This is a genomic window from Microbulbifer salipaludis, from assembly GCF_017303155.1.
In the GTDB taxonomy this organism is placed as follows: domain Bacteria; phylum Pseudomonadota; class Gammaproteobacteria; order Pseudomonadales; family Cellvibrionaceae; genus Microbulbifer; species Microbulbifer salipaludis.
Genome location: NZ_JAEKJR010000001.1, coordinates 614,413 through 639,951, shown reverse-complemented (window position 1 = coordinate 639,951; position 25,539 = coordinate 614,413). Strand labels below are relative to the sequence as shown.

At 56.4% G+C, this 25,539-nt stretch carries 16 protein-coding genes and 1 tRNA gene; 7 read left to right on the top strand and 10 right to left on the bottom strand.

Annotated elements, in window-relative coordinates:
• Positions 1–10: 10 nt before the first annotated feature.
• Together JF535_RS02650 and JF535_RS02645 are read right to left on the bottom strand one after the other, a co-directional pair.
• Positions 11–940, bottom strand: a complete 930-nt coding sequence (locus JF535_RS02650) for a glycosyltransferase (protein WP_206998750.1) — start codon at positions 938–940, stop codon at positions 11–13.
• Between the two features lie 5 nt (positions 941–945).
• Positions 946–2,613, bottom strand: a complete 1,668-nt coding sequence (locus JF535_RS02645) for an alkaline phosphatase family protein (RefSeq protein ID WP_242523658.1) — start codon at positions 2,611–2,613, stop codon at positions 946–948.
• A gap of 786 nt (positions 2,614–3,399) precedes the next feature.
• Between JF535_RS02645 and JF535_RS02640 the strand changes: the two genes are divergently transcribed.
• The 3 genes from JF535_RS02640 (at position 3,400) to JF535_RS02630 (ending at position 7,292) form a co-directional block, all read left to right on the top strand.
• A complete protein-coding gene (locus JF535_RS02640) occupies positions 3,400–4,746 on the top strand; it encodes an oligosaccharide flippase family protein (RefSeq protein ID WP_206998729.1) in 1,347 nt (448 codons plus the stop codon).
• Positions 4,747–4,790: 44 nt separating this feature from the next.
• Positions 4,791–6,686 (top strand): acyltransferase family protein, encoded by a 1,896-nt coding sequence (locus tag JF535_RS02635; RefSeq protein ID WP_206998726.1) that lies wholly within the window; start codon positions 4,791–4,793, stop codon positions 6,684–6,686.
• A 222-nt stretch (positions 6,687–6,908) separates the two neighbouring features.
• Complete coding sequence (locus JF535_RS02630; protein ID WP_206998724.1) at positions 6,909–7,292, top strand: VOC family protein; 384 nt, start codon at positions 6,909–6,911, stop codon at positions 7,290–7,292.
• A gap of 108 nt (positions 7,293–7,400) precedes the next feature.
• On the opposite strand, the gene ppc is transcribed toward JF535_RS02630, so the two are convergent.
• Positions 7,401–10,058 carry a phosphoenolpyruvate carboxylase gene (gene ppc, locus JF535_RS02625; RefSeq protein WP_206998722.1) on the bottom strand — a complete coding sequence of 886 codons (2,658 nt, stop codon included), beginning with the start codon at positions 10,056–10,058 and terminating at the stop codon, positions 7,401–7,403.
• A gap of 225 nt (positions 10,059–10,283) precedes the next feature.
• Between ppc and JF535_RS02620 the strand changes: the two genes are divergently transcribed.
• Positions 10,284–10,370: transfer RNA gene (locus JF535_RS02620), tRNA-Leu, on the top strand.
• Between the two features lie 287 nt (positions 10,371–10,657).
• Positions 10,658–12,466, top strand: a complete 1,809-nt coding sequence (typA, locus tag JF535_RS02615) for a translational GTPase TypA (RefSeq protein WP_206998719.1) — start codon at positions 10,658–10,660, stop codon at positions 12,464–12,466.
• Positions 12,467–12,535: 69 nt separating this feature from the next.
• Here the strand turns inward: typA and JF535_RS02610 are convergent, their stop codons facing one another.
• The 3 genes from JF535_RS02610 to JF535_RS02600 form a co-directional block, all read right to left on the bottom strand.
• Positions 12,536–15,070 (bottom strand): TonB-dependent receptor plug domain-containing protein, encoded by a 2,535-nt coding sequence (locus tag JF535_RS02610; RefSeq protein ID WP_242523559.1) that lies wholly within the window; start codon positions 15,068–15,070, stop codon positions 12,536–12,538.
• A 701-nt stretch (positions 15,071–15,771) separates the two neighbouring features.
• The gene (locus JF535_RS02605; protein ID WP_206998717.1) at positions 15,772–16,338 is read right to left on the bottom strand and encodes a glutathione S-transferase family protein; all 567 of its coding nucleotides are present in this window, start codon (positions 16,336–16,338) and stop codon (positions 15,772–15,774) included.
• A gap of 150 nt (positions 16,339–16,488) precedes the next feature.
• Complete coding sequence (locus tag JF535_RS02600; RefSeq protein ID WP_206998715.1) at positions 16,489–17,247, bottom strand: VIT1/CCC1 transporter family protein; 759 nt, start codon at positions 17,245–17,247, stop codon at positions 16,489–16,491.
• A 316-nt stretch (positions 17,248–17,563) separates the two neighbouring features.
• Here JF535_RS02600 and JF535_RS02595 point away from each other — a divergent pair, with 316 nt between their 5' ends.
• Positions 17,564–18,664, top strand: a complete 1,101-nt coding sequence (locus tag JF535_RS02595; RefSeq protein WP_206998712.1) for a GGDEF domain-containing protein — start codon at positions 17,564–17,566, stop codon at positions 18,662–18,664.
• A 26-nt stretch (positions 18,665–18,690) separates the two neighbouring features.
• Here JF535_RS02595 and JF535_RS02590 read toward each other — a convergent pair whose 3' ends face one another.
• Positions 18,691–19,080 (bottom strand): acyl-CoA thioesterase, encoded by a 390-nt coding sequence (locus JF535_RS02590; RefSeq protein WP_066960206.1) that lies wholly within the window; start codon positions 19,078–19,080, stop codon positions 18,691–18,693.
• Between the two features lie 259 nt (positions 19,081–19,339).
• Between JF535_RS02590 and JF535_RS02585 the strand changes: the two genes are divergently transcribed.
• The gene (locus JF535_RS02585) at positions 19,340–21,019 is read left to right on the top strand and encodes an NAD-dependent malic enzyme (protein ID WP_206998709.1); all 1,680 of its coding nucleotides are present in this window, start codon (positions 19,340–19,342) and stop codon (positions 21,017–21,019) included.
• 75 nt (positions 21,020–21,094) lie between these two features.
• Here the strand turns inward: JF535_RS02585 and JF535_RS02580 are convergent, their stop codons facing one another.
• From JF535_RS02580 to JF535_RS02570, 3 genes are all read right to left on the bottom strand, one after another.
• Positions 21,095–21,970, bottom strand: coding sequence for a polyphosphate kinase 2 family protein (locus tag JF535_RS02580; RefSeq protein WP_206998705.1), 876 nt, complete (start codon positions 21,968–21,970; stop codon positions 21,095–21,097).
• Positions 21,971–22,601: 631 nt separating this feature from the next.
• Positions 22,602–24,491 carry a DUF885 domain-containing protein gene (locus JF535_RS02575; protein WP_206998703.1) on the bottom strand — a complete coding sequence of 630 codons (1,890 nt, stop codon included), beginning with the start codon at positions 24,489–24,491 and terminating at the stop codon, positions 22,602–22,604.
• Positions 24,492–24,667: 176 nt separating this feature from the next.
• A complete protein-coding gene (locus JF535_RS02570) occupies positions 24,668–25,522 on the bottom strand; it encodes a mechanosensitive ion channel domain-containing protein (RefSeq protein WP_206998700.1) in 855 nt (284 codons plus the stop codon).
• Between the last annotated feature and the right edge of the window lie 17 nt (positions 25,523–25,539).

The window sequence follows — 25,539 nt, the reverse complement described above, 5'->3', positions numbered from 1 at the left end:
AACGCTCTGCTTACACGGGCTTCGAACCGTGTATTGGCTTCAGCGACTCGCGGAGGACGCACGCGATGAGCTTCCATGACCCCAGTGAAAATACATTTTTAGCGAACACCTTTGTCGCATAGTGTCGGGCAGTCGCCAAATGGCCAGCAGACAGTGCCCACCACGCCCACTTTGAAAACACAATGCGCTCGGTGACAGGCTCCGCATCCTCTGGCTCATACCGGATTACCCCATCAATACCCCTTCGCGCATAAGCATCCTGGATGGCATTAAGTGTCGAGCGCCTTTGTTGCAACCGATTCGAGTAGCCGACACTACTAAAGTGCTGCCGGTAACGAAGTAACGTCAACGGTATGTTCGCAAGCCGACCTTGTTCCGCCAGCCGGAGAAAAAGGTCGATGTCCTCCGCGTGAGTATATTTTTTTCGATAGCCGCCAACAGAATTAAATGCACTCACCCGTATGATACTTGCAGGATGAATGATGGCACCTCCTGCACCAGCAAGATGTGCAGCATCAATTTCTTCATGAGCCCACATCTCACCCATTTTTCGGAGCGGACGATCAAAGGGGTCTATAAGCAACACCTCACTGCCACACGCCACGCAGTCATCATTTGCCTGCATAAACCCAACGAGCTCCGCAAAGCGCTGAGGCTCGCAGATATCATCCGCATCCATCCGAATCAGGTATCTGGCGCCTATCATTCCCGCCAATTCATTGAGGGTATCAATCAAGCCTTTATTTTCACGTGAACGAAACCGGATACGAGCGTCTTGCGCCGCATACTTTTCCAGCACACGACGGCTGCCATCGGTGGAGCCATCATCAATAATGCACAACGTGAAATCCGCATGCGTCTGGTTCAGAACGCTCCGAATTGCAGCATCCAGATAATGGCCGGCATTATAAACCGGCAAAATCACCGCAACGTCAGTCACCTGTCTCACTCCGCAGTCGCCGCCGCCGCTGATGTGCTGACGAGAGAAACACCTTCCGTATCGCCACTTGGGGTACCATTGACGAGTGTAATAAAGGTTTCGCCAAGGTCGATAACATGCCCGCTATCGCGGAAAGCGACATCATCCGTGTTATCGCCGTACAGAACCGCAAATCCGTTGGCACGGTGGCTCCCTGTCCGCCAGAAGGGAACCGGACCAATTTCCCCAATGGAGGCACAAGCTACATGATTTGACACCACATCTTCATTCCAAATAACGACCAGATCTGCATCCGGAAGATTGGGGTCCGTGTCTTCTGGATTGCTTCGGGTCTTAACGACTCGATCAACCAATTTCGCCTGAGTCGCCACATCTTTTAATTCAGAAAGCTCCCGGATCAGCTCATTACAGAGTTCTTCGTATTCATCTGGGGAAACTATTCCATTGCGGTCGCGACCCTTCAGATTAATTCGGATATAGCCTTCCGAAAAACTGGGAAGTGAAAAGGCCTTCATTTCAGGGCGCAGATTCTCATACCAATTGGGACATTGAAAAGGTTCATCGCGACCGGATTCACGCAAAAGCGCAGGACCCAGTATTGAATCGGACAAGGTATTAAGCGATAAATGTGACTCGATTTTCCGATATGTGTTCGGAGCTACCAGACGTTTTATCCAATTTTTCAGCCAACCCCTCTCCTTCGTAGTAGACCAAAGTGCGCCCGCCATCCCATATTTTTTTTGGAAATCCTGAGTTATGGATCGTTTATTTAATTTTGGCGAGACCCCACCAATTGCCTTCTTTCCAGGAAAGTTCCACCGGTATAGGAATTCAGGCAGGAATACGATACTTGGAAGATCCATTGTATTTGGCCCCATGCCATGGGCCGAGAACAGCATGAGCCTAGCATTACGTGGCATTACTTCAAGAATTCGGCCTATCGCTGTATCGATCTCCTTGAAAGCCTCGAGAAGGAGATTTCGCGGTGCCGTTTCCATCAAAAAGTCATTGATCGGATGGCTATTGCCGAGATGCCAGAAATAATGTCCGGCCACGTGGCTTTCTCCAAAGATTGTCAGGAAAAAATCCCACTGCTTATTCTTGATGAGATCGACACAGGCATCAGCACGACGCTGAATACCAGTCTTCATGTCTTCGAAGAGCTGCAACATTCGTGCGTAGTTATAGCAATTGCCGCCGTCGTTGTTTAACAGCGGGTGGGGCCCGTACTTTTGAACGATATCGTCCCAAAGCTGCGGAGGCTCTGAAACACTAGCGGTCTGGCCGGAATGTGTCCCCCACGCCAACACCTGAATACCATCCACGGACTGATCGATTGCGGTCTGTGGCATATCGAATACTGCCACTTTCTTGCCCGGCATCTTCGCGTAAAACGGACGATATTTCTTAAAATCAAAACTATGAATAAGTTTCGTTTTGTAGGTACTAGCGTCATACTTAATAGGCGACCAGTAACCCGTAGCCGCAGGGGAAGCGCCGGTAAGAAACGTGGTCCAGGGGGTTTCTGCGCGATACCAGTCATAATTTCGCAATGCACAGTATTTCCCTGCATGGTAAATCTTGGCGATATTTGGCAGTTCTCCACTTTCAACCCAGCGCTCAATGGCCACTGAATCAGCAGAATCCAACCCCAAGGCAACAACCGGATGCATCACGAACCCTCCCTGTTTTGTGATTACTTGATAATTTTTATCTTTGGCACTGACTCGCGATGAGACCGAATTCCAAAAAAGTCCAGCCTCTTTGCAGGCCTTTTACGGAATGCTTTGCGTATTAGTGCAGGCAGAAGACCGGCAACCTCAAAGAGGTGGCAATAGCCGCGAAAACCGGCTTAGCACCTCCCATAACACTTCCTTGTCACCGAGACATTGCCGCCTATGGTACGGTCATGCCTGTTGAATTTGAAGAAAAAATGTGACGTAATTCACCCCGCGTTCGCGGTGGTGCAAAAGCGGTATCGGTAAGCTGGGTGGCGTGCTCTTTTTTAGGTGCCGGTGGTTTCGCGACAATAAAGGAATCCTTACGCGTGTGGCGGGGCCTGCATCTTTTTGGCGCCGGTTTAAACGCTTATGCCATTGCAGGGGAACGCATACCTGAGTAATGCGCCTTTCAGTTTGGCTCATTTCTTGCTGACAAGTCTTCTATCCATCTCCGGCACCTAGGAAGCCTGGGGCCTGAAGGCATTGTGTCGGCACTACCTTCGTTAGCATGTAATATTTAGAGGGCGATCTACTTGCCGGATGCCCAGCCATTGATGCTACAGCAACAACCCGGATGTTAGCGCAACATCATTGCGGCCGGGCGAATAACGCTGACAAAAGCTATTCGCCTGCACACCCAAGCGGAAGAATCAGATTTAGGCCGGACCTGCTTCAAGTGGATTCGGCAAGCCCAGCCTCACCCTTCAATCAGGCTGTTGAGATAACAAGGACGTTTTAATGTTGATCGCCAATCGTGGCTCGGCGCTTCTACAAAGTCTGAGACACAGCAATTCGACCAAGTTTCGCGGCATTCGCAGCGCGGGCTGGACGCTTATTGGCTATGGCTCTGGGCAACTGATAAGACTGCTCTCCAACCTGATCCTCACACGCCTGCTCGCGCCCGATATGTTTGGGCTTATGGCGCTCGCACAGGTCTTCATTACCGGCATGGTAATGTTTAGCGACATCGGCATAAAAACCTCAATTGTTCGTCAAAAGTCAACCGGCAACGACGACTTCCTGAATACCGCCTGGACTGTGCAGATAATTCGGGGAGCTTTTATATTTTTGATTTGCCTGCTGCTAGCCTACCCCATCTCGCTTGTGTATGAAGAGCCCACACTTTTTCCGGTACTGGCGGCACTGGGCATTAGCGCATTGATCCAAGGTTTCCAGACAACGGCATTCGCGACCGCTGAAAAAAATCTTTCCATTGGTAAGCAGACCGTAATCCAGATAGCAACCCAGATCTTTGCTACGCTGGTCATGGTCGTCTGGAGCTATTTTTATCCCACCATCTGGGCGCTTGTCGCGGGCAGCATACTGAGCACTCTGCTGTCAGTGATACTGAATCACATCTATCTAGATGCTGAGCATCGGCACACGTTCCGTGTCAGCGGACCACACCTCACAGAAATAATCCGGTTTGGTAAATGGATTTTTATTTCGTCCGTTATAGGATTTTTTGCCAACCAGATGGACAAGCTCTTTCTGGGTAAAGTTTTGACAATGACTGAGCTTGGCGTATATGTGATCGCTTTCACGCTGGCACAACTCCCAGAAAGCATTTCGAATAGCATTAGCAGCAAAGTCATGATGCCGATATACAGTAAGGTTCAGGATGCAGACATCAAAACCATCCGTTCTCATGCATTTAAAATGCGCCTGAATCTCGGTAGTTTCTGCCTATTTATCACTCTGTTTTTCGTAATTTTCGGTCAAGAAATCATAACGTTTTTGTACGACGATCGATATGTTAACGCAGGATGGATGCTGGAAGCGCTGGCACTGGGTGTTGCCATCCGTGTTGCGACAAAAGTGGGGCCATTTCTTCTAAGCAGAGGTGACTCGAAGACGTTTACGGGCATTGTTGCCGTGAAGACCGGGGTGGTATTCACGTCGATGCTGATTGGGTGGGTTTACTTTGGCGTTCCGGGTGTCATATATGCAACCGTCGCTGCCAGTATTGCCAACTATTGTCTGGAGATCCGAATATACCGTCGTCACAATCTCTGGCTATGGAAGCTGGACGCTTCATTTTTCGCAGTCATTGCCTTGAGCTTTGGGCTTTCCAGGTTGATTTAAAGCGATGAGATCAGAAATGACTTTTCACGCTGGGAGAGTGGACATTGGCTAGAGGCAACTTTCGACTCGACATAAACGGCCTGCGTGGCTGGGCTGTCATCGCCGTTGTCCTGTTTCATTTTCTGCCCGACACATTGCCCGGTGGATTCTCTGGCGTTGATGTATTCTTTGTAATATCCGGATTCCTTATGACCGGAATCATCTTTTCTGGAATTGAGAATCGCACGTTTAATATCATTGAATTTTATGTTGCGCGAGCCAACAGAATAATCCCGCCACTTGCCATCCTCTGTATTAGCGTGCTTTTTTTTGGATACGTTTATTTGTACCCTCCTGAGCTCGAGATGCTCGGCAAACATGCCGTGGCAAGCCTTGGTTTTTTTTCAAATATATTGTATTGGCGCGAGTCTGGGTATTTTGATGCTGCCTCGCACGAGAAGTGGCTCCTGCACACCTGGTCGCTATCTGTCGAGTGGCAGTTCTATATCCTGTATCCACTGATACTCGCAGCGCTTGGCCGCTTTTTCTCTTTAACCAAAATCAAGTGGTCGCTACTCCTTTTCACCGTGGGTGCTTTTGCCTTCGGCTGCATCGTGACATTCAGTTGGCCTGACGCAGCCTACTTCCTCCTGCCCACCAGAGCATGGGAGCTGATGCTTGGGGGTATTGCCTATGCCTTCCCGATTAATCTGTCACCGCTTTATCGTCGTGCGCTGGAAGCGGCAGGGCTCGCGCTCATCGTACTAACCTACCTGCTGGTGGATAGCAGCACGCCATGGCCCGGCTACCACGCCCTGGCTCCCGCATTGGGAGCATATTTGCTTATTCTGGCGAACCGGCAGGATAGCCTGCTTACCAATAACGCGACATTGCAATTCATTGGCAAGCGGTCTTATTCCATATACCTCTGGCACTGGCCCGTTGCCGTCCTGGGACTGCAGCTTTCCGTCGCGCACTGGTGGGTGCCCGGCTTTGCCTTGACGCTTTTGCTGGGCTGGATGAGCTATCGATACGTAGAGACAATAAGGCTTCCCAGTTATCACCAATTACATAAGGCAGCCCTATCCAGACCCGCGCTGATCTTGCTGGCGTCAGGCTTGTTTGCCTTTGCGGTCTTCCGCACTGACGGGGTAGAGACTCGCTTCCCTCCGATGTTTAATGACTTGCATGAGCAGGCAGGCCTTACCAGCCCACATCGCTCACAATGCCATATTTCGGAATATCGCCCACCCGAGCAGTCCTGCGAATACTTTGCAGACTCCATCCGCTGGGCGACTCTCGGTGATAGCCACACTATTGAACTTGCGTATGAGCTCGCAAAACAATTGCAAGACAAAGGAGAAGGGCTCAAGCACTTTAGTTTCTCCGGTTGCCCACCGTCATTTCAGCTCGAGAATGGCATTAGTGAATGTGCCGACTGGTACGATGCTTCGCTGCAATATATCGTTGATCACCCAAGCATTGAGAATGTGGTAGTCGGGCATCGCTGGTCCTTTGCCTTTTGGGGAGACAATATAGAGGCCTATCCGGACCTTCCGCCGCAACCGACGTCTCCCGCGGTCACGTCCATGACCGAGTCCCTGGACAAGATTATCCGGACACTGGCCGGCAAGAAAGAAAAGGTGTTCGTCATCTATCCCATGCCTGAACTCGGCACTAGCATCCAGCATCTAATCAATCAGGCGATGGACGATGGTATGTCTCTGTCGGAAATCCCGGGCATAACCCTTGATTATTACCACAGCAGAAACAGCTGGATATTGCACCATTTTGACACGACCGAATATCCGGAAAATGTGCATTTTATCCAGCCCGAGAAGTTATTTTGCGACAGTGCGTTTTGCTATGCAGTCAAGGGCGGCAGACCACTGTACTACGATGATGACCATCCCTCCCTCGCAGCGGCGAAGATTCTATCTCGAGAAATTATCAGCCGGTGACCGGGCGCATTTCACTTGCGACGCCTCACATTGCTCCCTACGCAGTATCACAATAGTTTAAGAATTTGATACTACCTGGACGGACTGCGATCCCCGCTCAACTGCGCGATCAATCAAAGCCCTTTTCATCATTAGTGGATCATCATGGGTGGATTGCGGTTTTCCTTCTCCCCGGTTTGCTCTAAGCTCAACGGCACAATTTCCCAGCCACAAGGAATGAAGATGTTCAGTCACATCATGCTCGGCGCTAACGATATTCAGGAATCCAAGGCATTTTACGATGCGATTCTCGGAGTGCTCGGCTACAAGCCCGGTGTAATCGATGAAAAGGGCCGCTGCTTCTATTTCACTGATACCGGTGTGTTCGCACTTTCCAAACCCATCGACGGCAAGCCTGCCAGCTGCGGCAATGGCAGCACTGTCGGTTTTTCAGTGAAGAGCCCTGAGCAGGCGGATCAGTGGCACGCCGCGGGTCTTGCCAACGGCGGAACCACCTGTGAAGACGCGCCCGGGGTGCGTGAAGGGGGCGGCATGAAGCTGTACCTGGCGTATCTGCGCGACCCTGCGGGCAACAAGATTTGCGCGCTGAAGCGCATAGAGAGCTGAATACGCTTTCACTGCCCGCGCCGAAGAAACAAGAAAGCCCGAGCTAGTCGCCGGGCTTTTTTTGTTTCGGAATGGTACCGGACCGAGTCCCAACCCGGCCCGATATACTCACCCGGTGTTGCGCATTCCCGCGGCGATACCGGCGATGGTGACCATCAGGGCGCTCTCTAGCACCGGGTCGTCCTCCCGGGTGCGCAAACGCGCCATCAGTTCTGCCTGCAGCAAGTGCAACGGGTCGGTATAAGGGTCGCGCACGCGGATGGACCAGCGCATCACCGGGTTGTTGTCCAGCAGGCTGTCGCGGCCGGTGAGCTCGCTCAGCGCGGCAACGGTACGCGCCAGGCGGCTGCGCAATTCCACCCCCAGGCGCTGCAGCTCGGCATCATCCGTCAGGCGCTCCTCATACCAGAGCGCCACGCGCGTGTCGGATTTCGCGAGCACCATCTCCAGCATATCCACCACGGTCTGGAAGAACGGCCACTGGTCACTCATCGCGCGCAGGGTCTGCGGCGCGTTTTCCAGGCCGGTTTCCAGGGCGGCGCCAGTCCCCAGCCAAGCCGGCAGCATCAAGCGCATTTGCGTCCAGGCAAACACCCACGGAATCGCCCGTAGGGTTTCCACACCGCCACCGGGTTTGCGGCGCGCGGGCCGGCTGCCCAAGGCAAGGCGGCTCAGCTCGGTTTCCGGGGTGACCGTGCGCAAATAGGAAACCAGGGCCGGGTCATCCTGTACCACCTCCCGGTAGGCGCCCACGGAAGCCTGGGTCAGGCGGTCCATTTCCGCGCGCCATTCCGGACGCGGCTCTGCCGGCGGCAACAGGGTGGCCTCCAGGGTCGCCGCAATATATTGCTCCAGGTTGTAGGCCGCCACGGATGGGCGCCCGTATTTCACTCGGATCATTTCCCCCTGCTCGGTCACGCGGATACGGCCAGCCACAGAACCCGGAGGCTGGGACAGCAGCGCCATGCGGGTGGGTGAGCCGCCGCGGGAAATGGAACCACCGCGCCCGTGGAACAGGGTGAGCGGTATGCCATGCTCGCGGAAGATACCGGTGAGCGCTTCCTGGGCGCGGAACTGGGCCCAGGCCGCACCGAGGAATCCGGCATCCTTGGCGGAGTCGGAGTAGCCAATCATGACTTCCTGACCACCCTTGACCCGCTCGCGATAAAACGGGATTTCCAGCAATGCACTCATGGTAGTGAAGGCATTGTTCAGGTCGTCCAGCGTCTCAAACAAGGGCACCACCCGCATCGGTGCTTTTACCCCACCTATTTTCTGCAGCAGCATGACCGCAAGTACATCGGATGAGGTTTTTGCCATGGAGATCACATAGGCGCCGAGACCCTCCGGGCCCTGCTCGGCGATCACCCTGCAGGTGTCGAGCACCTCGCGCACTTCCTCGGTACAGAACTCGCTTTCGAAAAAGGCGCCATTCACCAGCGGACGACGGCTTTCCAGCTCGCTCAGCAGAAACTTCTGCTTCACCTTTTCACCCCAGCTGGCATAGCTGCCCAGGTCGAGGAAGCGGGTGATGGCATCGATGGCATCGGTATGACGGGTGGACTCCTGACGGATATCCAAGCGCAGCAGGGTGATACCGAAACAGTTCAGACGGCGCAGGGTGTCTTTCAGCTGGCCGTCAGCAATGGCGGCGAGACCGACGGCGCGCAGGGAGCGATCGATCAGACTTAACTCGTCATACAGCTGGCTACCACTGGCATAGATTTCCCCGTCAGGTTCGGCAGCACCATTGACCCTCGCTTCCATTACCTCGCGTGTCAGCCGCAGACGATCACGCACTGCGCGCAGCAGCACCCGGTAGGGCTCGGGGCTGGGGCCGGTGCGCGCCAGCAACTCGTCGCTGGCGCGATGTATGGACAGGTCTGCCAGCAGGTTTTCCACGTCCCGCAGGTACAGGTCGGCGGCCATCCAGCGCGCCAGGGTCAATACCTGTCGGGTTACCGCGGCGGTGACATTGGGGTTACCATCGCGGTCACCGCCCATCCAGGAGGCAAACCGGATCGGCACCCAGTCAGACGGCAGCGGGTCCAGACCGGCCAGCGCAAGCTCCTCCTCAATATCCCGCATCCCCTGGGGTACCGCCTGCCACAGCGATTGCTCGATGGTGGCAAAGCCCCACTTGGCCTCGTCTACCGGGGTGGGGCGCTCGCGGCGGATTTCATCGGTGCTCCAGGCGGAGAGAATCTGCTCGCGCAACAGGCGGCGCAGGTGGTCGCGCTCCTCCGGGGTAGCGTCGGGCCTGTCCAGCTCCGCCAGCCGGTCGGCAATCTGGTCGTATTTACGGATCAGGGTGCGGCGGGTCACTTCGGTGGGGTGGGCGGTAAGCACCAGCTCGACAGAGAGATTGGAAAGCACATCCAGCACCTGCGACTGATCCAGATTCGCTTTCTTCAGCTCAGCCAGTACCTGACGCAGACCGCGGTCGGTGTCAGGATCTCCGGGGAAACGCTCATGCCGGCGGCGCAGGCGCTCACGGTGGCGCTGTTCGGCGAGGTTGGCCAGATTGAGGAACTGACTGAAGGCCCGGGCGACCTCCAACAGGGTCTCGTCATCCAGCGGGTCCAGCAATTCCCGTAGTTTTCCTACAGGCATTTCCCCATGGCTGCGGCTCTCTACCGCCACCTGCCGGATGGTCTCCACCGTCGCGTACAGGGAATCACCCGCCTGCGAGCGCAATACCGTCCCCAGCTCCTCACCCAATAGACGAACATCTTCCCTCAAGGGCGCATTTTGGTCTTGATCCATGGAATATCTCCCCCTGGCCGGAATAAATTTTCGCGTTATTTTTACATATTTTGCGGGCCTTTGAGATGCCCTGACGGCATCTTCTGTAAAAAAACTACAAGATTCGCATGAAACAGCCCGGCAATTCTCCAGGCGATCCAGCGCGCACTACCGGGTCACAACAGACAATTGACTCACGCAAGAAAATCGCTATAGTGCGCACCCTCAGCGGCACACGCCGTTGATGCCCAGGTGGCGGAATTGGTAGACGCGCTAGCTTCAGGTGCTAGTGACCTTACGGTCGTGGAAGTTCAAGTCTTCTCCTGGGCACCATCTCTTCTCTCTGAATACCCGCATTTCAGCCCTGTATGGTTCCGCTGTCAGCGCCTTTTCGGCTGACTTCACCCCGCGGCGCGCATTTCCGAACAAATTTTCACCAAATCAACTCCCAATTGCCACATTTCACCTCTATAATGCCGCGCCTTGGCCGGATAGCCGCTGTACCAAACCTCAGCCCCATCCCCGCCCAACCAAATTCTCAGGTGTGACTCCTACTCTTTAGCCCAGTTAGCACTGGCGGGAAGCCACCCCCAATCACGCAATACGCCCAGAGGCCCCCAGTGATAGACAATCTTCGCAATATCGCGATCATCGCCCACGTTGACCACGGCAAAACCACCCTGGTGGACAAGCTGCTGCAGCAGTCCGGCACTCTCGACCGCCGCAGCGCCGACTCCGAGCGCGTGATGGACTCCAACGATCAGGAAAAAGAGCGCGGTATTACCATCCTCGCCAAGAACACCGCGATCCGCTGGAACGATTACCGCATCAACATCGTGGACACCCCCGGGCACGCCGACTTCGGCGGTGAGGTTGAGCGCGTACTGTCCATGGTGGACTCGGTACTGCTGCTGGTGGACGCGGTAGACGGCCCCATGCCGCAAACCCGTTTCGTGACCTCCAAGGCCTTTGAGCAGGGCCTGAACCCCATCGTGGTGATCAACAAGATCGACCGCCCGGGTGCGCGTCCGGATTGGGTAATGGATCAGGTATTCGACCTGTTCGACAGCCTCGGCGCCACCGAAGAGCAGCTGGACTTTCCGGTCATCTACGCTTCCGCCCTGAACGGTATTGCCGGCCTCGACGAGACCGATATGGCCGACGACATGACCCCGCTGTTCCAGATGATCGTCGACAAGGTTGAGCCGCCCAAGGTCGACCTGGACGGCCCGTTCCAGATGCAGATTTCTGCGCTGGACTACAACAGCTATGTGGGCGTGATCGGCGTGGGCCGCATCAAGCGCGGTACCCTGAAGCCGAACCAGCAGGTGGTTATCCTCGACCGCGACGAGAACAAGCGCAAAGCCAAGGTACTGCAGGTCATGGGTTACCTGGGCCTGGAGCGCGTGGAAGTGGAACAGGCCAGCGCCGGCGATATCGTGTGTATCACTGGCGTGGGCGAGCTGAACATCTCCGATACCCTGTGTAACCCGGATCACCCGGAAGCACTGCCGCCGCTGTCGGTAGACGAGCCCACCGTGAGCATGACCTTCCAGGTGAACGACTCACCGTTTGCCGGTAAAGAAGGCAAATACGTAACCTCGCGCAACATCAAGGATCGCCTGGACCAGGAGCTGATCCACAACGTGGCACTGCGTGTGGAGCAGGGCGATTCCCCGGACAAGTTCAAGGTCTCCGGCCGCGGTGAGCTGCACCTGTCGGTCCTGATCGAATCCATGCGTCGCGAAGGCTTCGAGCTGGGTGTATCCCGCCCGGAAGTGGTACAGAAAGAAGTCGACGGCGAAATCCACGAGCCTTACGAGCAGGTGGTGATCGACGTTGAAGAGCAGCACCAAGGTCCAATCATGGAAGAGCTGGGTCTGCGCAAGGCCGACCTCACCAACATGGAACCGGACGGCAAGGGCCGCGTGCGCCTGACCTTTATCGTACCGTCCCGCGGCATGATCGGTTTCCGCTCCCAGTTCCTGACCATCACCAGTGGCTCCGGCATCATGACCAGCATCTTCGACCACTACGGTCCGGTGAAGGTGGGCGATGTGGCCAAGCGTATCAACGGTGTACTGGTGTCCATGACCAAGGGCAAGACCCTGGCCTACGGCCTGTTCGCCCTGCAAGATCGCGGCCGCCTGTTCCTGGGCCACGGTGAGGAAGTGTATGAAGGCCAGGTGATCGGCATTCACTCCCGCGGCAACGACCTGGTGGTTAACCCGACCAAGGCCAAGCAGCTCACCAACGTGCGCGCTTCCGGTACCGACGATGCGCTGACCCTGTCACCGCCCATCCGTCACACCCTGGAGCAGGCACTGGAATTCATCGAAGACGACGAGCTGGTGGAAGTGACGCCGGAAAGCATCCGCATCCGCAAGAAGATCCTGCAGGAAAACATGCGCAAGCGCGCCAAGAAGTAATACTTGCAGGAACATAAAAAAAGCGCCCCGAGGGGCGCTTTTTTTTAACCTGTAAAACAGAGCAATGAATCAGAACTCATAGCTTGCTTTCAGGTAGTAGAAGCCACCGCCAATACCGTACGGGGAGGTTTCGTAGTACACACCACCCAGCACGTTATCCGGCGCTCCGACGATGGAGCCATCGATCTTGCCGCCTTTCTCATCCAGCAGGTTGGATGCACCGGCAGTCAGGAATACGGATTCCGTCGCCTGGTAGGAAGCTTCCATGTCCAGGGTAAACTCGGAACCCAGCTGCTCGCCAAACCAGTCGGCGTGCACCCCAACGTACTCACCGTAGAAGTTCGCACGCACGAAGGCACTGAGTTTGTCCCAGTTTTGCGCCATGGTGAAGGAAGCGCGGTGCTCCGGCAGTCCGCGCTCCAGACGCACCGCTTTACAGATTTCACCCTGGTTATTCACAAAGGCACCGCCACAGGTGGCGTCACCGCCTTTTACCTCGGTCTTGGTCCAGTTGTACGCCATGCTGAAATCAGTGGTACCGCCAAACAGGTCTGCACCATAGGTGGCCACCACATCCACACCGGTGGTTTCGGTATCGAAGTCATTGGCGAAGTAATTGATCTGTCCGATCAGCTCCGGGTTAGGCACACCGGCGGCCGCCATCGCCGCGCGCTGGGCGTCGGTGGGTGCGGCGTTATCGGTCAGCGCAATACGGTCTTCCACTTCGATGTAGAACGCATCGATGGTCAGATCAACCGGACCTGCGGACATAACGAGACCAGTGGCGAAGTTCACCGACTCTTCTGGCGTCAACTCCGCTTCACCCAGCTTGGGAGCCGGCAGGGTTTGTGCCTGGGTCAACTGGCCGCCCACGATGGAGGTCTGGGTGTTGACCACAGAGGCCTGCCCCATGGTCGGCGCACGGAAACCGGTGCTGTGCGAGCCGCGCCAGGCGACGTTGTCGGTCAGCTGCCAGTTAAACGCCAGCTTGTAGTTGGCGGTATCGCCGAAGGTGTCGAAGTCCTCGTAGCGCAGTGCACCACTCACCAGCAGATTATCGGTAAACTGATTTTCCGCATCGACGTACAGCGCGTAGTTGCGGCGCTCTGCGGTGCCTGCGGAGTCGATGGAGAAGCCGGCAAAACCGTGCGAACCGATATTGAAGCCCTGTTCAGCCAGCGGGCCCACCTGCCAGGACATGCCTTCACCGGCAATGATCTGGAAGGATTCTTCACGCCACTCGGTACCCATCGCCAGGCTCAGGGAATCGAACTGCTTTTGCACGTCAAAGTTGAAGGTCTTTTCCAGCTGGATGTAAGCGCCGGTTTCGAAATTGCGCTTGCTGTCCGGGCCGAACGACGGGTTGATGGTGTTGTTAAGACCGAACTGCGCTTCGTTGCGGCCAACAGAACCGCTGACGTCATAATTCCAGCCCTGCATGAAGCCGTCGGTGAATTCACCGCGACGCCCAGCGGTAATGGACGTATCGGTAATATCGCCGACAAAGCGGGGGGTGTAACCGCCTGGAATCATTTTGTTGAAGACGAAGCAATTAGCGTCTGCCGTCAGTCCGGAAGTCACCATATCCGAGCCATCCGCCACCGGCGTTGTGCGATAGGCATCACAGCTCGCCGCATTGCCGTCCAGTGCACCGACCAGTCGAATGCCATCGCCGTCGGTGTAAACACCTTCACGGCCATTCGGGTTACGGTAATAGAAACCGCCGTCGACCATGCGATTGGAGTAGTTGGCGAACGCGTAAATTTCGCTGCCATCTTTCAGGTCGATGCCGAAATTACCGAACAGGGTCAGGTCATCTTCGATCTTGGGCGAGCCCCAGATTTGCGCGGGATCCGCAATCGCGGTATTGCCCGCATCGATCATTTCCTGAGCATCCGGGCGCTGCACCGAGCGCGAGGTGTCGTCGGCATTTTTCAGCTGGAAGCTTAAATTCAGGAAACCGGAGTCGGTCATGGGCATGCCATAGTTGCCCGACATGGTTGTGGTCTGGCCGTCGCCCTCGAAAAATTCGCCGGATTTAACTTCCAGGGAACCGCCCTCGGCATCATCCTTCAGTACAAAGTTCATCACCCCGGCGATGGCGTCGGAGCCGTACTGGGCCGCCGCACCGTCACGCAGTACTTCGACCTGCTTGAGCGCGATGCTGGGGATTACCGAGATATCCGGTCCCTGGGCACCATCGTTCAGGCCGCCGCCCTGGAAGGCAATCACGGACGCGCGGTGACGGCGCTTGCCATTCACCAGAATGAGGGTTGAGTCCGAAGAAAGACCACGCATGTTCACCGGACGGATCATCGAAGCAGCGTCGCTGATCGGCTGGTCGTGGACATTAAAGGACGGCACGGAGCCTTTCAGCAGGTCGAGCATGTCGCTGCTGCCGGATTTCGCCAGGTCATTGGCGTTGAGCACATCCACCGGCACCGGGGACTCGGTCACGGAGCGGGCTTTGGTTCTGGTGCCCACGGTAACCACTTCTTCGATCACCTGCTGGCTTGTGTCGCCGGTCTGCGCATAGGCAGGCATGCCCAGGCTGCCGGCCAACGCGACCAGCGAAAGGGACGTAACAAGTTGTTGGACCTTCATAGTATCTCTCCGTTTGGCGTTTATTTTTTTGTGGAGCAAAATTTCGACGTAGAGGTTAAATTCGCGAAATTGTCACAATGTACGTAAAAGGTGAGGCATTCACCCCTAAGAACAGATTTATTGAAAAACATTATTGTCGTTAAGTCTACACAAAAGCCTATTTGCCAAATTAATAATAAATATCACGAGAGCCATCAAAGACAGTACATTTGACAAAGTCGGAAAAGCGCGTATCTTCGGGTATTCGTCGACAGCTCACACAATTCATCGTCGACTTCCGCTAACTCTTCCGACGACAGAAATTCCGTCTTCATTTAGTTTTTTCGCGGCCCCGAAAAATTTCAGGTGGCGTTGCCGCTTACGTATTTATCCATGCTGCATTTTGCAGCGAGCGATTCCAGCGCGCACCAAAATCATGCGCAGGCTTATCGGGCGCAACTCTTTGGTGCGAATTGGCGCGAAATTTATAGCGCGCCGCATTGGAACGGCATCAACTTCTTTACGCGATCCGAATTTCCGAATTTATTGGTCAAAAAAATGGGGCCACTTGGCCCCGTTTTTTACTTACGTTTTATTAAAAGCGCACTTCCAATTCCGGCGCGGCACTGCTCGCGATATGGAACCCGTCGTCGAAGCCCGCGTCCACAACAAAATATGCGCGACTACTTGACCGAAAGGCTCCCGAAAAGCGACAGGTATACTCAGGCGCTGATAGTGGGTGCGCTGTCGGCAAAGGTTGGATCCTGGTCAGCGATATCCAGCAGGCGCTGCAGGTTATCGCGACCATCGATGGAAAAGCGGTTGCGGAATTGCCCCCAGGCAACGCCGACCGCTACCCGATAATCCGCGTCATCCAGCTCACCCACTTGCGGTAGCGGCGCCGAATCCAGCTCAGCAAGAATCCGCTCGATGCGCAGCTGCTGCCGGCGGGTATAGGCATTGGCGTTCAGATCCAAGCCACTGCGCTCCAGCAGGAACAGGTTAATGGCCGAGTCGAGCAGGGTATTGGCGAGGCAATAGCGATCGAGGTCCTGCGCATCCGGAATGAAGACCTGACCCGCTTTTTCCCGCACGTATTTCACAATGGGTGTGGAGTCGGTCAATTTCAGTGCGCCGTCTTCCAGGAAGGGCACCCGCAAGGTGGGCGTACCCGGCGCCTCGTTTCCATGGATATCCAGTTCGACCATTTCCCAATCGAGCCCTGATTGCATTAACGCGATACGGCAATGGCGAACATACGGCGAGGTAAAGCTTCCATAGAGTTTCATGCGGAGAGTATTCCTGATTCTGAGTTAGGCGGTGCGGAAAACAGTGGATGATCATGGCGAAAAAACGCAGTATCGGCAATCCGTCAATCCCGCCGCCCCACAGAGGAAACGCACCGCATGCTGTTATACCTGTGCTTGCGCAACGCGTGTTTACCCGAGGCCACCAAATGCCTGTTGCACCAGATGCCCCACGATAAAGGCCACCGCCGCCGCACAGCCGCCCAGTAGAAAGGTGGTCAAGCCCGCTCGCAACAGCGAGCTGCGGTAAACCCACCCCTTCAGCAGGCCAATGGCGAAAAACACCAGCCCCGCCAGCAGGCTGCTGACAATGAATTGCTGGGAGAACGCCAACCCGGGCACCAGAAATGGCAGTAACGGAATCACCCCCACCACGATAAAGGCGACAAACGTCCACCATGCAGAGGCCAGTGGATTCGGCGCAACGCGACTGAGCCCGTACTCTTCACTCAGCATGGTATCTATCCACAGGCCCCGGTTGGCGGTGACCTTGTCCACAATCTGCTCGAGGCTTTCGCCACTGAAGCCCTTTCTCGCGTAGATCTGCCGCACTTCTTCCCGCTCCCCTTCGGGTACCAAGTGGATATGCTCCTCTTCGGTACGGCGGGCATTTTCCACAAAGCGCTGCTGTGCGTTGACCGCTTCATAATTGCTCACGGCCATGCTAATACCGTCGGCCAACAGATTGGCCATGCCCATAACAAGCACCACCAGTGGCGAAAAACCAGCCCCAAACGCACCGGCAGCAATGGCAAACGTGGTGATACAGCCATCAATCCCACCCAGCACCATATCCGACAGGCGCTCGGGCCTGGGAGGCATGGCAAGGCGGCGCGCAATGTTGTCCGGCTGATGCTCACGCTGCAGTTGTCGACGTCGGGAGGTATTCATCGCCAGGCCAGGCCCCAGTTAAGACACATTAAATTGATGACACGCAAAACCCACGCCTCAGGTGGAGCAGATTTTGCACGAATAGTACCGGCGGGCCGACAACGAACTCTCGAGCCGGCGGGCACTCTGGCAACGGCGAGTACTTACTGACCGGAGCCTCCCCCAATATTGAGAACAGCATCACAAATCGGTTGACCGCGCCCCACGGCACTCTCTGCGCCAAACCCGTTCGCCTTTACTATAGCCCGCTGGCGTCCCTCTACCGGGACTGGTATCACCTGCCCGATGTAGTTGGCCGGAACGCATTATTGAGATTATGGAATTCGCAGCGACATCGACCAGTAGCGCGCACGATCGCGACACCAACAGCACCGATCCGATCAGCCGTGTACGGGGTCTGGAGCTGCGCCGCCGCATCCAGGCCTCCGGCTACATGCTAATTTTTTCCCTGGCCATTACCGGTGCCATGGGCGTGATCGCACTGATGGGCGCCGATCTATTTCTGGCCACCACACTGTTCGCGGTTGCGGGCATCATCCTGCTGGCCTACATCGGCGTGAACGTGGCGGGCCCGAGCCGCAAGACGCCGCTGCTGGTGGGCGCCCTGCTCCTGGTGCTCTATTTCTACCTGCTGTTGTCGGGCGGCGTGAACAACACCGGCTTGATGTGGGCGGTGATGCTGGTGCCGGGGTTCATCAACCTGTACGGCTATAAATGGGGCACGGTCACCCTCGCCGGTATTGGTGGTGCAACCGCACTGATCCTGTTCTACCCGGACTTCCCCGGCCTGCTGGCGCAATACGATACCGCTCACCGCGCGCGCTTTATTGCCGTGTTCGGCGCGCTAACCGCGCTGACCGCGATTCTCGACAGCAGCCGCCACCAGACACAAAAGATGCTGCACCAGCTCACCGCGGAGCTGGAGAATCACGCCTGTACCGATGCCCTGACCGGGCTGTCCAACCGCCGCGAAGCCTACAAGGCCATTTCCGAGCTGGAGCGTCGCAACCGGGAGCTGGCCGGGCGTTACTCGGTGCTGATTGGCGACCTGGACAACTTCAAGACCATCAACGATACCTTTGGGCACAGTTTCGGTGACCGCGTTTTGCAGGATGTGGCAAAGGTGTTGCGGGAGAACACCCGCAGCGACGACATAGTCGCACGCTGGGGCGGTGAGGAATTTCTGATCCTGCTGCCGAATACGGACGTCGAAGGCGGCGGCATACTGGCGGAAAAATTGCGTAAAAAAGTCGCGGCGCTCAGTGACAGCTATGCGGAGAGTGCGCGCATCTCCATCAGTTTTGGCGTGGCCGAGGGCGGTGCGGCGGAACCGAACCACAGCCACCTGCTGGCAGAGGCGGATTCACGCATGTACCGCGCCAAGACGGCCGGGCGCAACCAGGTGGTTGGCGCCTAGTCATTCTCAATCCCCGTAACATCCACTCAGGCAAGATGCGGGATCAGCTTTTCCCGCACCTCGTCCGGAATCGGCGCCTTCGTCTGCTTCTGGTAATCGAAGTGCACCATCACGCAATCCCCCTGCGCCACCAGCTTTTCGTTTTGCCAGATCTCCTGGTGAATAGTCATCGAAGTATTGCCCACGGCGCTCAGGGTGGTGCGGATCTCCACCGGTGAATACAGGTAGATCTGGGCCACAAAATCCACTTCCATCTTTTTCAGGATCAGGTTCCACTGGCGCAGATTGAGCTCGGGGTTGAACAGCTGGAAAATGGGCGTGCGCCCCTGCTCGAACCATACGGGCACGACCGTATTGTTGATATGCCCGAGGGCGTCGGTTTCGCTGAAGCGTGGCTCGACCTGGTAAGTGAACATCGGTGTCCTCATTTGCGGATGGAAAGGCCGTCATTTAAGCAGCCCTGCGCGATATGGGCCAGTGGGGCCGAAACGGCGGGCGTTTTCGCCAATTCAAAAGACACATAGCGTCACTCCAGCGTAAAATGCCGGCCCCTGATCCGCTACGCTACAAAGAGCCCGTAGCGCGTCTCTTGTGCGCCTCTTGTGCGTCTCTTATACGACAAGGCGCAACACTGCGCAGAGCCCAAATTTCAACTTCGAATTCCTTGCTGTTTTTATGAGCCAGAAAGACAAACGTCCACTGTATATCCCCCATGCCGGTCCCTCCCTGCTGGAAATCCCATTGCTCAACAAGGGTAGTGCCTTCTCCCTGCAGGAGCGCATCGAGTTCAACCTGATTGGCCTGCTGCCCAACAACGTGGAATCCATTACCGAGCAGGTGCGCCGCGCCTACCACCAGTACCAGCAGTGCCGCACCGACCTGGAGCGCCACATTTACCTGCGTGCGATCCAGGACGACAACGAGACACTGTTCTTCCGCCTGATCGAGCAGCATATCGAAGAGATGCTGCCGATTATCTACACGCCGACGGTGGGTGCCGCCTGTGAGGAGTTCTCCAACATCTACCGCAATCACCGCGGCCTGTTTGTGTCCTATCCGGACCGCAAGCACATGGACGACATCCTGCGCAGCGCCACCAAGGAGAATGTGAAGGTGATCGTGGTCACCGACGGCGAGCGAATCCTCGGCCTCGGCGACCAGGGGATCGGCGGGATGGGCATCCCCATCGGCAAGCTGTCGCTGTACACCGCCTGTGGCGGCATCAGCCCAGCCTACACCCTGCCGGTCACCCTGGACGTGGGCACCAACAACCGCACCCTGCTGAACGACCCCATGTACATGGGCTGGCGCAACGAGCGCATCTCGCAGGAGGAATACGACGAGTTTATCGAGGAGTTCATCGCCGCGGTCAAACGTCGCTGGCCCAAGGTGCTGATCCAGTTTGAGGACTTTGCCCAGACCAACGCCATGCCCATCCTGCAGCGCTATCGCGACCAGGTATGCTGCTTCAATGACGATATTCAGGGCACCGCGTCCGTGGCGCTTGGCACCATGCTGGCGGCGTGCAAGGCCAAGGACGAGTCACTGGCCAAGCAGAAAGTACTGGTGGTGGGCGCAGGTTCTGCCGGCTGCGGCATCGCCGAACAGGTCGTGTCGGCGATGGTCAACGAGGGTCTGAGTGACGCCAAAGCCCGGGAACGTATCTTCATGTTCGACCGCTACGGACTGGTCACCGGTGACATGAAGGGCCTGCACGATTTCCAGCAAAAACTGGCACAGAGCACCGACAAATACCCGCAGTCACCCGAGTGGGACCTGCAAACCCTGATCGAGCACGTAAAGCCCACGATTCTCATCGGTGTTTCCGGCCAGGGCGGTCTGTTTACCCAGCCGGTAATCGAGGCCCTGCACAAGGGCTGCAAGCGCCCACTGGTGATGCCGCTGTCAAACCCCACCTCGCGCGCGGAAGCCACCCCCCAGGAAGTGCTGGAGTGGACCGGCGGGGAGGCCATGGTGGCCACCGGCAGTCCGTTCGAGCCGGCAGAGCTCAACGGCAAGAAGTACCCCATTGCCCAGTGCAACAATGTGTACATCTTCCCGGGTATCGGCCTCGGCGTGATCGCCGCCAACGCCAATCGCGTCACCGAAAATATGCTGATGGCCGCGTCCAATGCGCTGGCGGAACATGCGCCGGTGGTTCAGAAGGGCAGCGGTGCGCTGCTGCCCTCGCTGTCCGACATCCGCGCGGTGGGCAAGGCCATCGCCATGGCCGTGGGCCTGCAGGCCCAGGAAGACGGCGTGGCACCGGGGATTACTTCCGAGAAACTGGCGATGAATATCGAAAAAAACTTCTGGTCGCCGAATTACCGGCGCTATCGCCGCGTGGCGTTCTAAGCCCGATTTTTTGCCAACCATCGTTGCCCGGCGCTGCTTGTACCGGGCAGCGCGTTGGCCGCTCGATACTATCGATTATTTTTTACTGCCTTTGTTTTTCCTGTCCGGGCCTGCGTCATCCACAGCGGCACTCAGCGCGTGGTATTTCTGGCGAATGCTGTCGATATCCACCGTGGGTTTGGGAAACTGCATGTCCAGGGATTCCAGCGCAGACACCACGATCTGCGATATAGCCAGATTGCGAAACCATTTTTTATTGGCGGGAATAATGAACCAGGGCGCATATTCTGTGCTGCATTTTTCCAGAACATCTTCAAACGCATCGGTGTATTCGTCCCAGTAGTGTGCTTCCGAGTAATCGCTTTCACTGATTTTCCAGTGCTTGGTGGGATCGTCGATGCGCTTCTTGAAACGCTCCAGCTGCTCTTGCGCATCGATATGCAAATAAAACTTGAGCACCGTGGTGTCGTTGTCGGCTAATAACCTTTCAAAATTGTTGATGTGCGCGAAGCGGCCCGACCACACTTTTTTCGGCACCAGCTTGTGTACCCGCTGCACCAGTACATCCTCATAATGCGAACGGTTAAATATGGCCACATGGCCGCGCCGGGGCGTGACCTTGTGGCAGCGCCACAGGAAATCGTGTTCGGCCTCGGCCTTCGATGGCTGCTTGAACCCGGTTACGGTACACCCCTGCGGATTCATCGCACCCAGCACATGATTGATGGCGCCGTCCTTGCCCGCGGCATCGCGGCCCTGCAAGCAGATAAGCAAAGAGCGTTTGTGCTCCGCATACATCCGATACTGCAATTCGCGCAATTTCTTTTTGTATTCTTCAATCAGCGGCAATGCCGCATCGCCATCGTCAAGATCACCATGATAAGACGCATCGATTTTTTTCAGCTTTACCTTGCTGGCGGGCAATACCCGGAATTCCCTGTAAAAATTCAATGCGCCATCCTGTGTTGTTCAATGATACCGATGAGCGAACTTGCGGTGACCAGACCCCGGCATGTCCGTATTTACATCGGGATTTGGTGCGTGCCACTGATTCAATTTAGCAGGATGTAGCGACTGCACTCGTCGCGGATTCGTCAAACTAGACGCCTGATGTTGGGGAAAAAGAAAGCCGCCTTGGAAAGGCGGCAAAAGGGGCAACTCAAAGATGCGCAGGGGGATGCGCACCCGTAAGGGAGGGTTTGGGCCAGGAAGGGCGTCCATGCCTTTCTCAACCCTGATTGCAACGGCAGGATGCAATCACTTTTAGAAGAGCCAGTCGGGGGAGAAAGGCGCCTCTACCGGAGTTCCGTTTCCGGTGAATCTGGGTTGCGACCCAGAAGTTCAAGGTGACTCTATTGCGTTGCAGGGAGGTATACGGCCTCAGAGCGCGACTGGATTACTATTTTTTTCTTCTTTGTTCCAATATGCGCCGGTTTTTATGTCACAGTGCGAGGCTCCGGTTTCTCTCGTGTATTTGCGTGCATTCGCACCACGAGCGCCAGGGAATTGAAGCCACGGGCGGCGGTTTCTACAGGCAAAAAAATAGCGGGCACAAGGCCCGCTATTTTCATCCGGGATTGGATCAGCTTTTAACGCTGTCTACCCAGTTGTTTACACGCTTTTCCAGCAGCGGCAACGGCAGAGCGCCACCACCGAGGATCGTGTCGTGGAAAGCGCGGATATCGAACTGGTCTCCCAGTTTTTCTTCCGCTTCGGCGCGCAGCTCTTCAATTTTGATCATGCCCACTTTGTAGGAAGTGGCCTGGCCCGGGTAAGTCAGGTAGCGACGTACTTCGGAGCGCACTGCACCCTCGGGAATCGCGGAGTTTTCCAGGAAGTATTCCACCGCCTGATCCTGACTCCAGCCCTTGGCGTGCATGCCGGTGTCCACTACCAGGCGAATTGCACGCCACATTTCTGCAGTGAGACGCCCAAAGTCTTTGTAGGGGTCTTGGAACTGGCCCATTTCCTTGGAGAGTTTCTCCGAGTACAGCGCCCAGCCCTCGATATAGGGAGTGAAGTGCGCCTGGGTACGAAACTGCGGGATGTTTTCCAGCTCCTGAGCAATGGAGATCTGCATGTGGTGACCGGGACTACCCTCGTGGTAGGTCACGGTTTCCATATCCGCGGTGGACAGGGCGCTCATGTCGGACATATGTATGTAGTAGGTGCCCGGTCGCGATCCGTCCGGGGTACCGGAGGAGTAGTGCTGGGCGCCGCCCGGCACTTCGCGGAATGCCTCCACACGCTTCACCACCAATTTGGCCTTGGGCAGGATGCCGAAGTATTCCGGCAGCTTCGCCTCGATATCGGCGAGGTAGCCCTCTACCTCTTCGAGGTATTCCTTGCGACCTTCATCGGTGTTGGGGTAGTAGAACTGGTCATCGGTACGGATAAAGGTGAAGAATTCCTGCAGGTCGCCGTCAAACTCTACCTTGTCCTTGATCGCTTCCATTTCCTTGCGGATGCGCGCAACTTCGTCCAGGCCCAGCTGGTGTACTTCTTCTGCGGTCATCGGCAGGGTGGTGTAGTGGGCCAGGCGGTTGCTGTAGTAGTCGTCACCGTCCGGCAGGTTGGAAACACCTCTCGGCACTTCGTCCGCATTGGACTTGTCTTCCTTCAGCCAGGCGATATAGGCATCGTACGAAGGCTTCATTTGGCTGGTGAGGGCTTTCGCCACTTCCGCCTGCAGCCCTTTGGCAGTGGCGTCATCGATGGTGCCGGCGTCTTTCAGTGCTGCGATTTTCTTCTTCGCATCGGCCATCAGCGGGGCATCTTCGCCATCACCAAACGGCTGGCCAGTGGTGACCTTTTCGGCACGTTCGATCGCTAGGTCGTAGGCGAACTGGGGCGGGCGAATGCCTTTTTCGGCCGAACCCTGGGCGCGCTCCAGCAGCTGGCCGAGGGCCGTGCTGATACCGCCGATACGGGCGATGTAGTCACGCATGTCCTGCTCGGTTTCCACCTTGTGCTGGTTGATCATAAAGGTGGGGAGCTGAGCTTCCGGGCCGCCCAGTTCGCTGGCGAAGTAACCGTGATCCGCCCACGGCTGGTTGGCTTTCTGCTGTTCGTATTGCTGGATCCACAGATCGTAGGACTCTTTGCCCTCGGCGGTCAGTTTGTCGTAGTCGAACTGCTGCTTCATTTCCTCGACGGTGGCTTTTTTCCAGGCCAGCTGGCGCTCATCGGCGGCCTTGCTCATATCGTCGATATTGCTGTACTGCTCCTTGCGACCCAGGTAGCTGAGCTGGATGGGGCTGAACTGCAGCTGCTCTTCAAACTTGCTGTCGAACCACTCGGTCAGGCGTTTGGTCTCGTCCTGCTGGTGGTCTTCCGGGGTCAGCGGCAGCTGGGTCGCCTGCTCACCGGATTGGGCGGCGTTTGCCTGTTCGGTTTGTTTTTTTGGATCTTCGCTTTGCTGGCAACCGGCCACCGCGGCCGCAATCACCAGACTCAGGAGCGCCTTGCGCATAGTCTCGCCTCTTTGAAAGGAATGTTGAAAGTAACGTTTTATAGATTTGAACAAAACGGTTCAGGTTAAAAAATCCAGCCGGCTACCATGACACCGCACAGCGTTCCCGTCGACCAGCCTGCGATGAAACTGCTGTCACACGGGATCAGTGACCCGCCAGTTGAGGCTGCCGGCGCCTACTCCTGCTCCAGTGCCTGGGGCTGGGTTATTTTCTTTTCGTCACCACGGACAATGTGCAGCTCGCGCTGCGGGAACGGAATGGTGAGCCCTTCGGCCTCCAGCGCCGGCTTGAGATTTTTCATCAGGTCCCAGTAGACGTCCCAGTATTCGTCGGTCTTGGTCCAGGCGCGCAGGTGGATATTTACCGAGCTGTCCGCCAGGGCGCGCACTGCGTATGCGGGTTCCGGGTCGGTCAGGATACGCGGGTCTTCCGCCACCAGCTGGCGCAACACGCGCATGCCGGTTTCGATATCGTCGCCGTAGGCAATGCTGGCGATAATCTCGATACGACGGCTGGCATTGCGGGTGAAGTTGGTAAGGGTCTCGCCCCACACCTTGTCATTGGGTGCCGAGATGCGCAGGCCATCCGGCGTATCCAGCTCGGTGGTAAACAGGCCGATCTTGCGCACGGTGCCAATGGTACTGCCAAACTGTATGGTCTCACCCACACGGAAGGGTCGCAGGCCCAGCAGTACAAAACCGGCGGCGATACTCTGCAGGGTATCCTTGAGTGCCAGGCCGATCGCCAGGCCAGCGGCGCCCAGCAGCGCTACCAGTGAGGTGGTATTGGCGCCGAAGATATCCAGCACCACCAGACCACCCACAACATAGGTGGCCCAGACTGCGAGGGTCTCCAGTACCGGCACCAGGGTCTCATCGATGCCGCGCTCGGTCAGGCGATTGACGGCGCGGGATACCAGCTTGGCGGCAACCCAGGTCGCCAGCAGCGCCAGCAATGCCCACAGCAGGTTCAGGCCCACCTCCAGAACCACCGGCCACAGCTCTTCCAGTTGCGCTTTCAGTCCATTCACCCAGACATCTCCCCTTT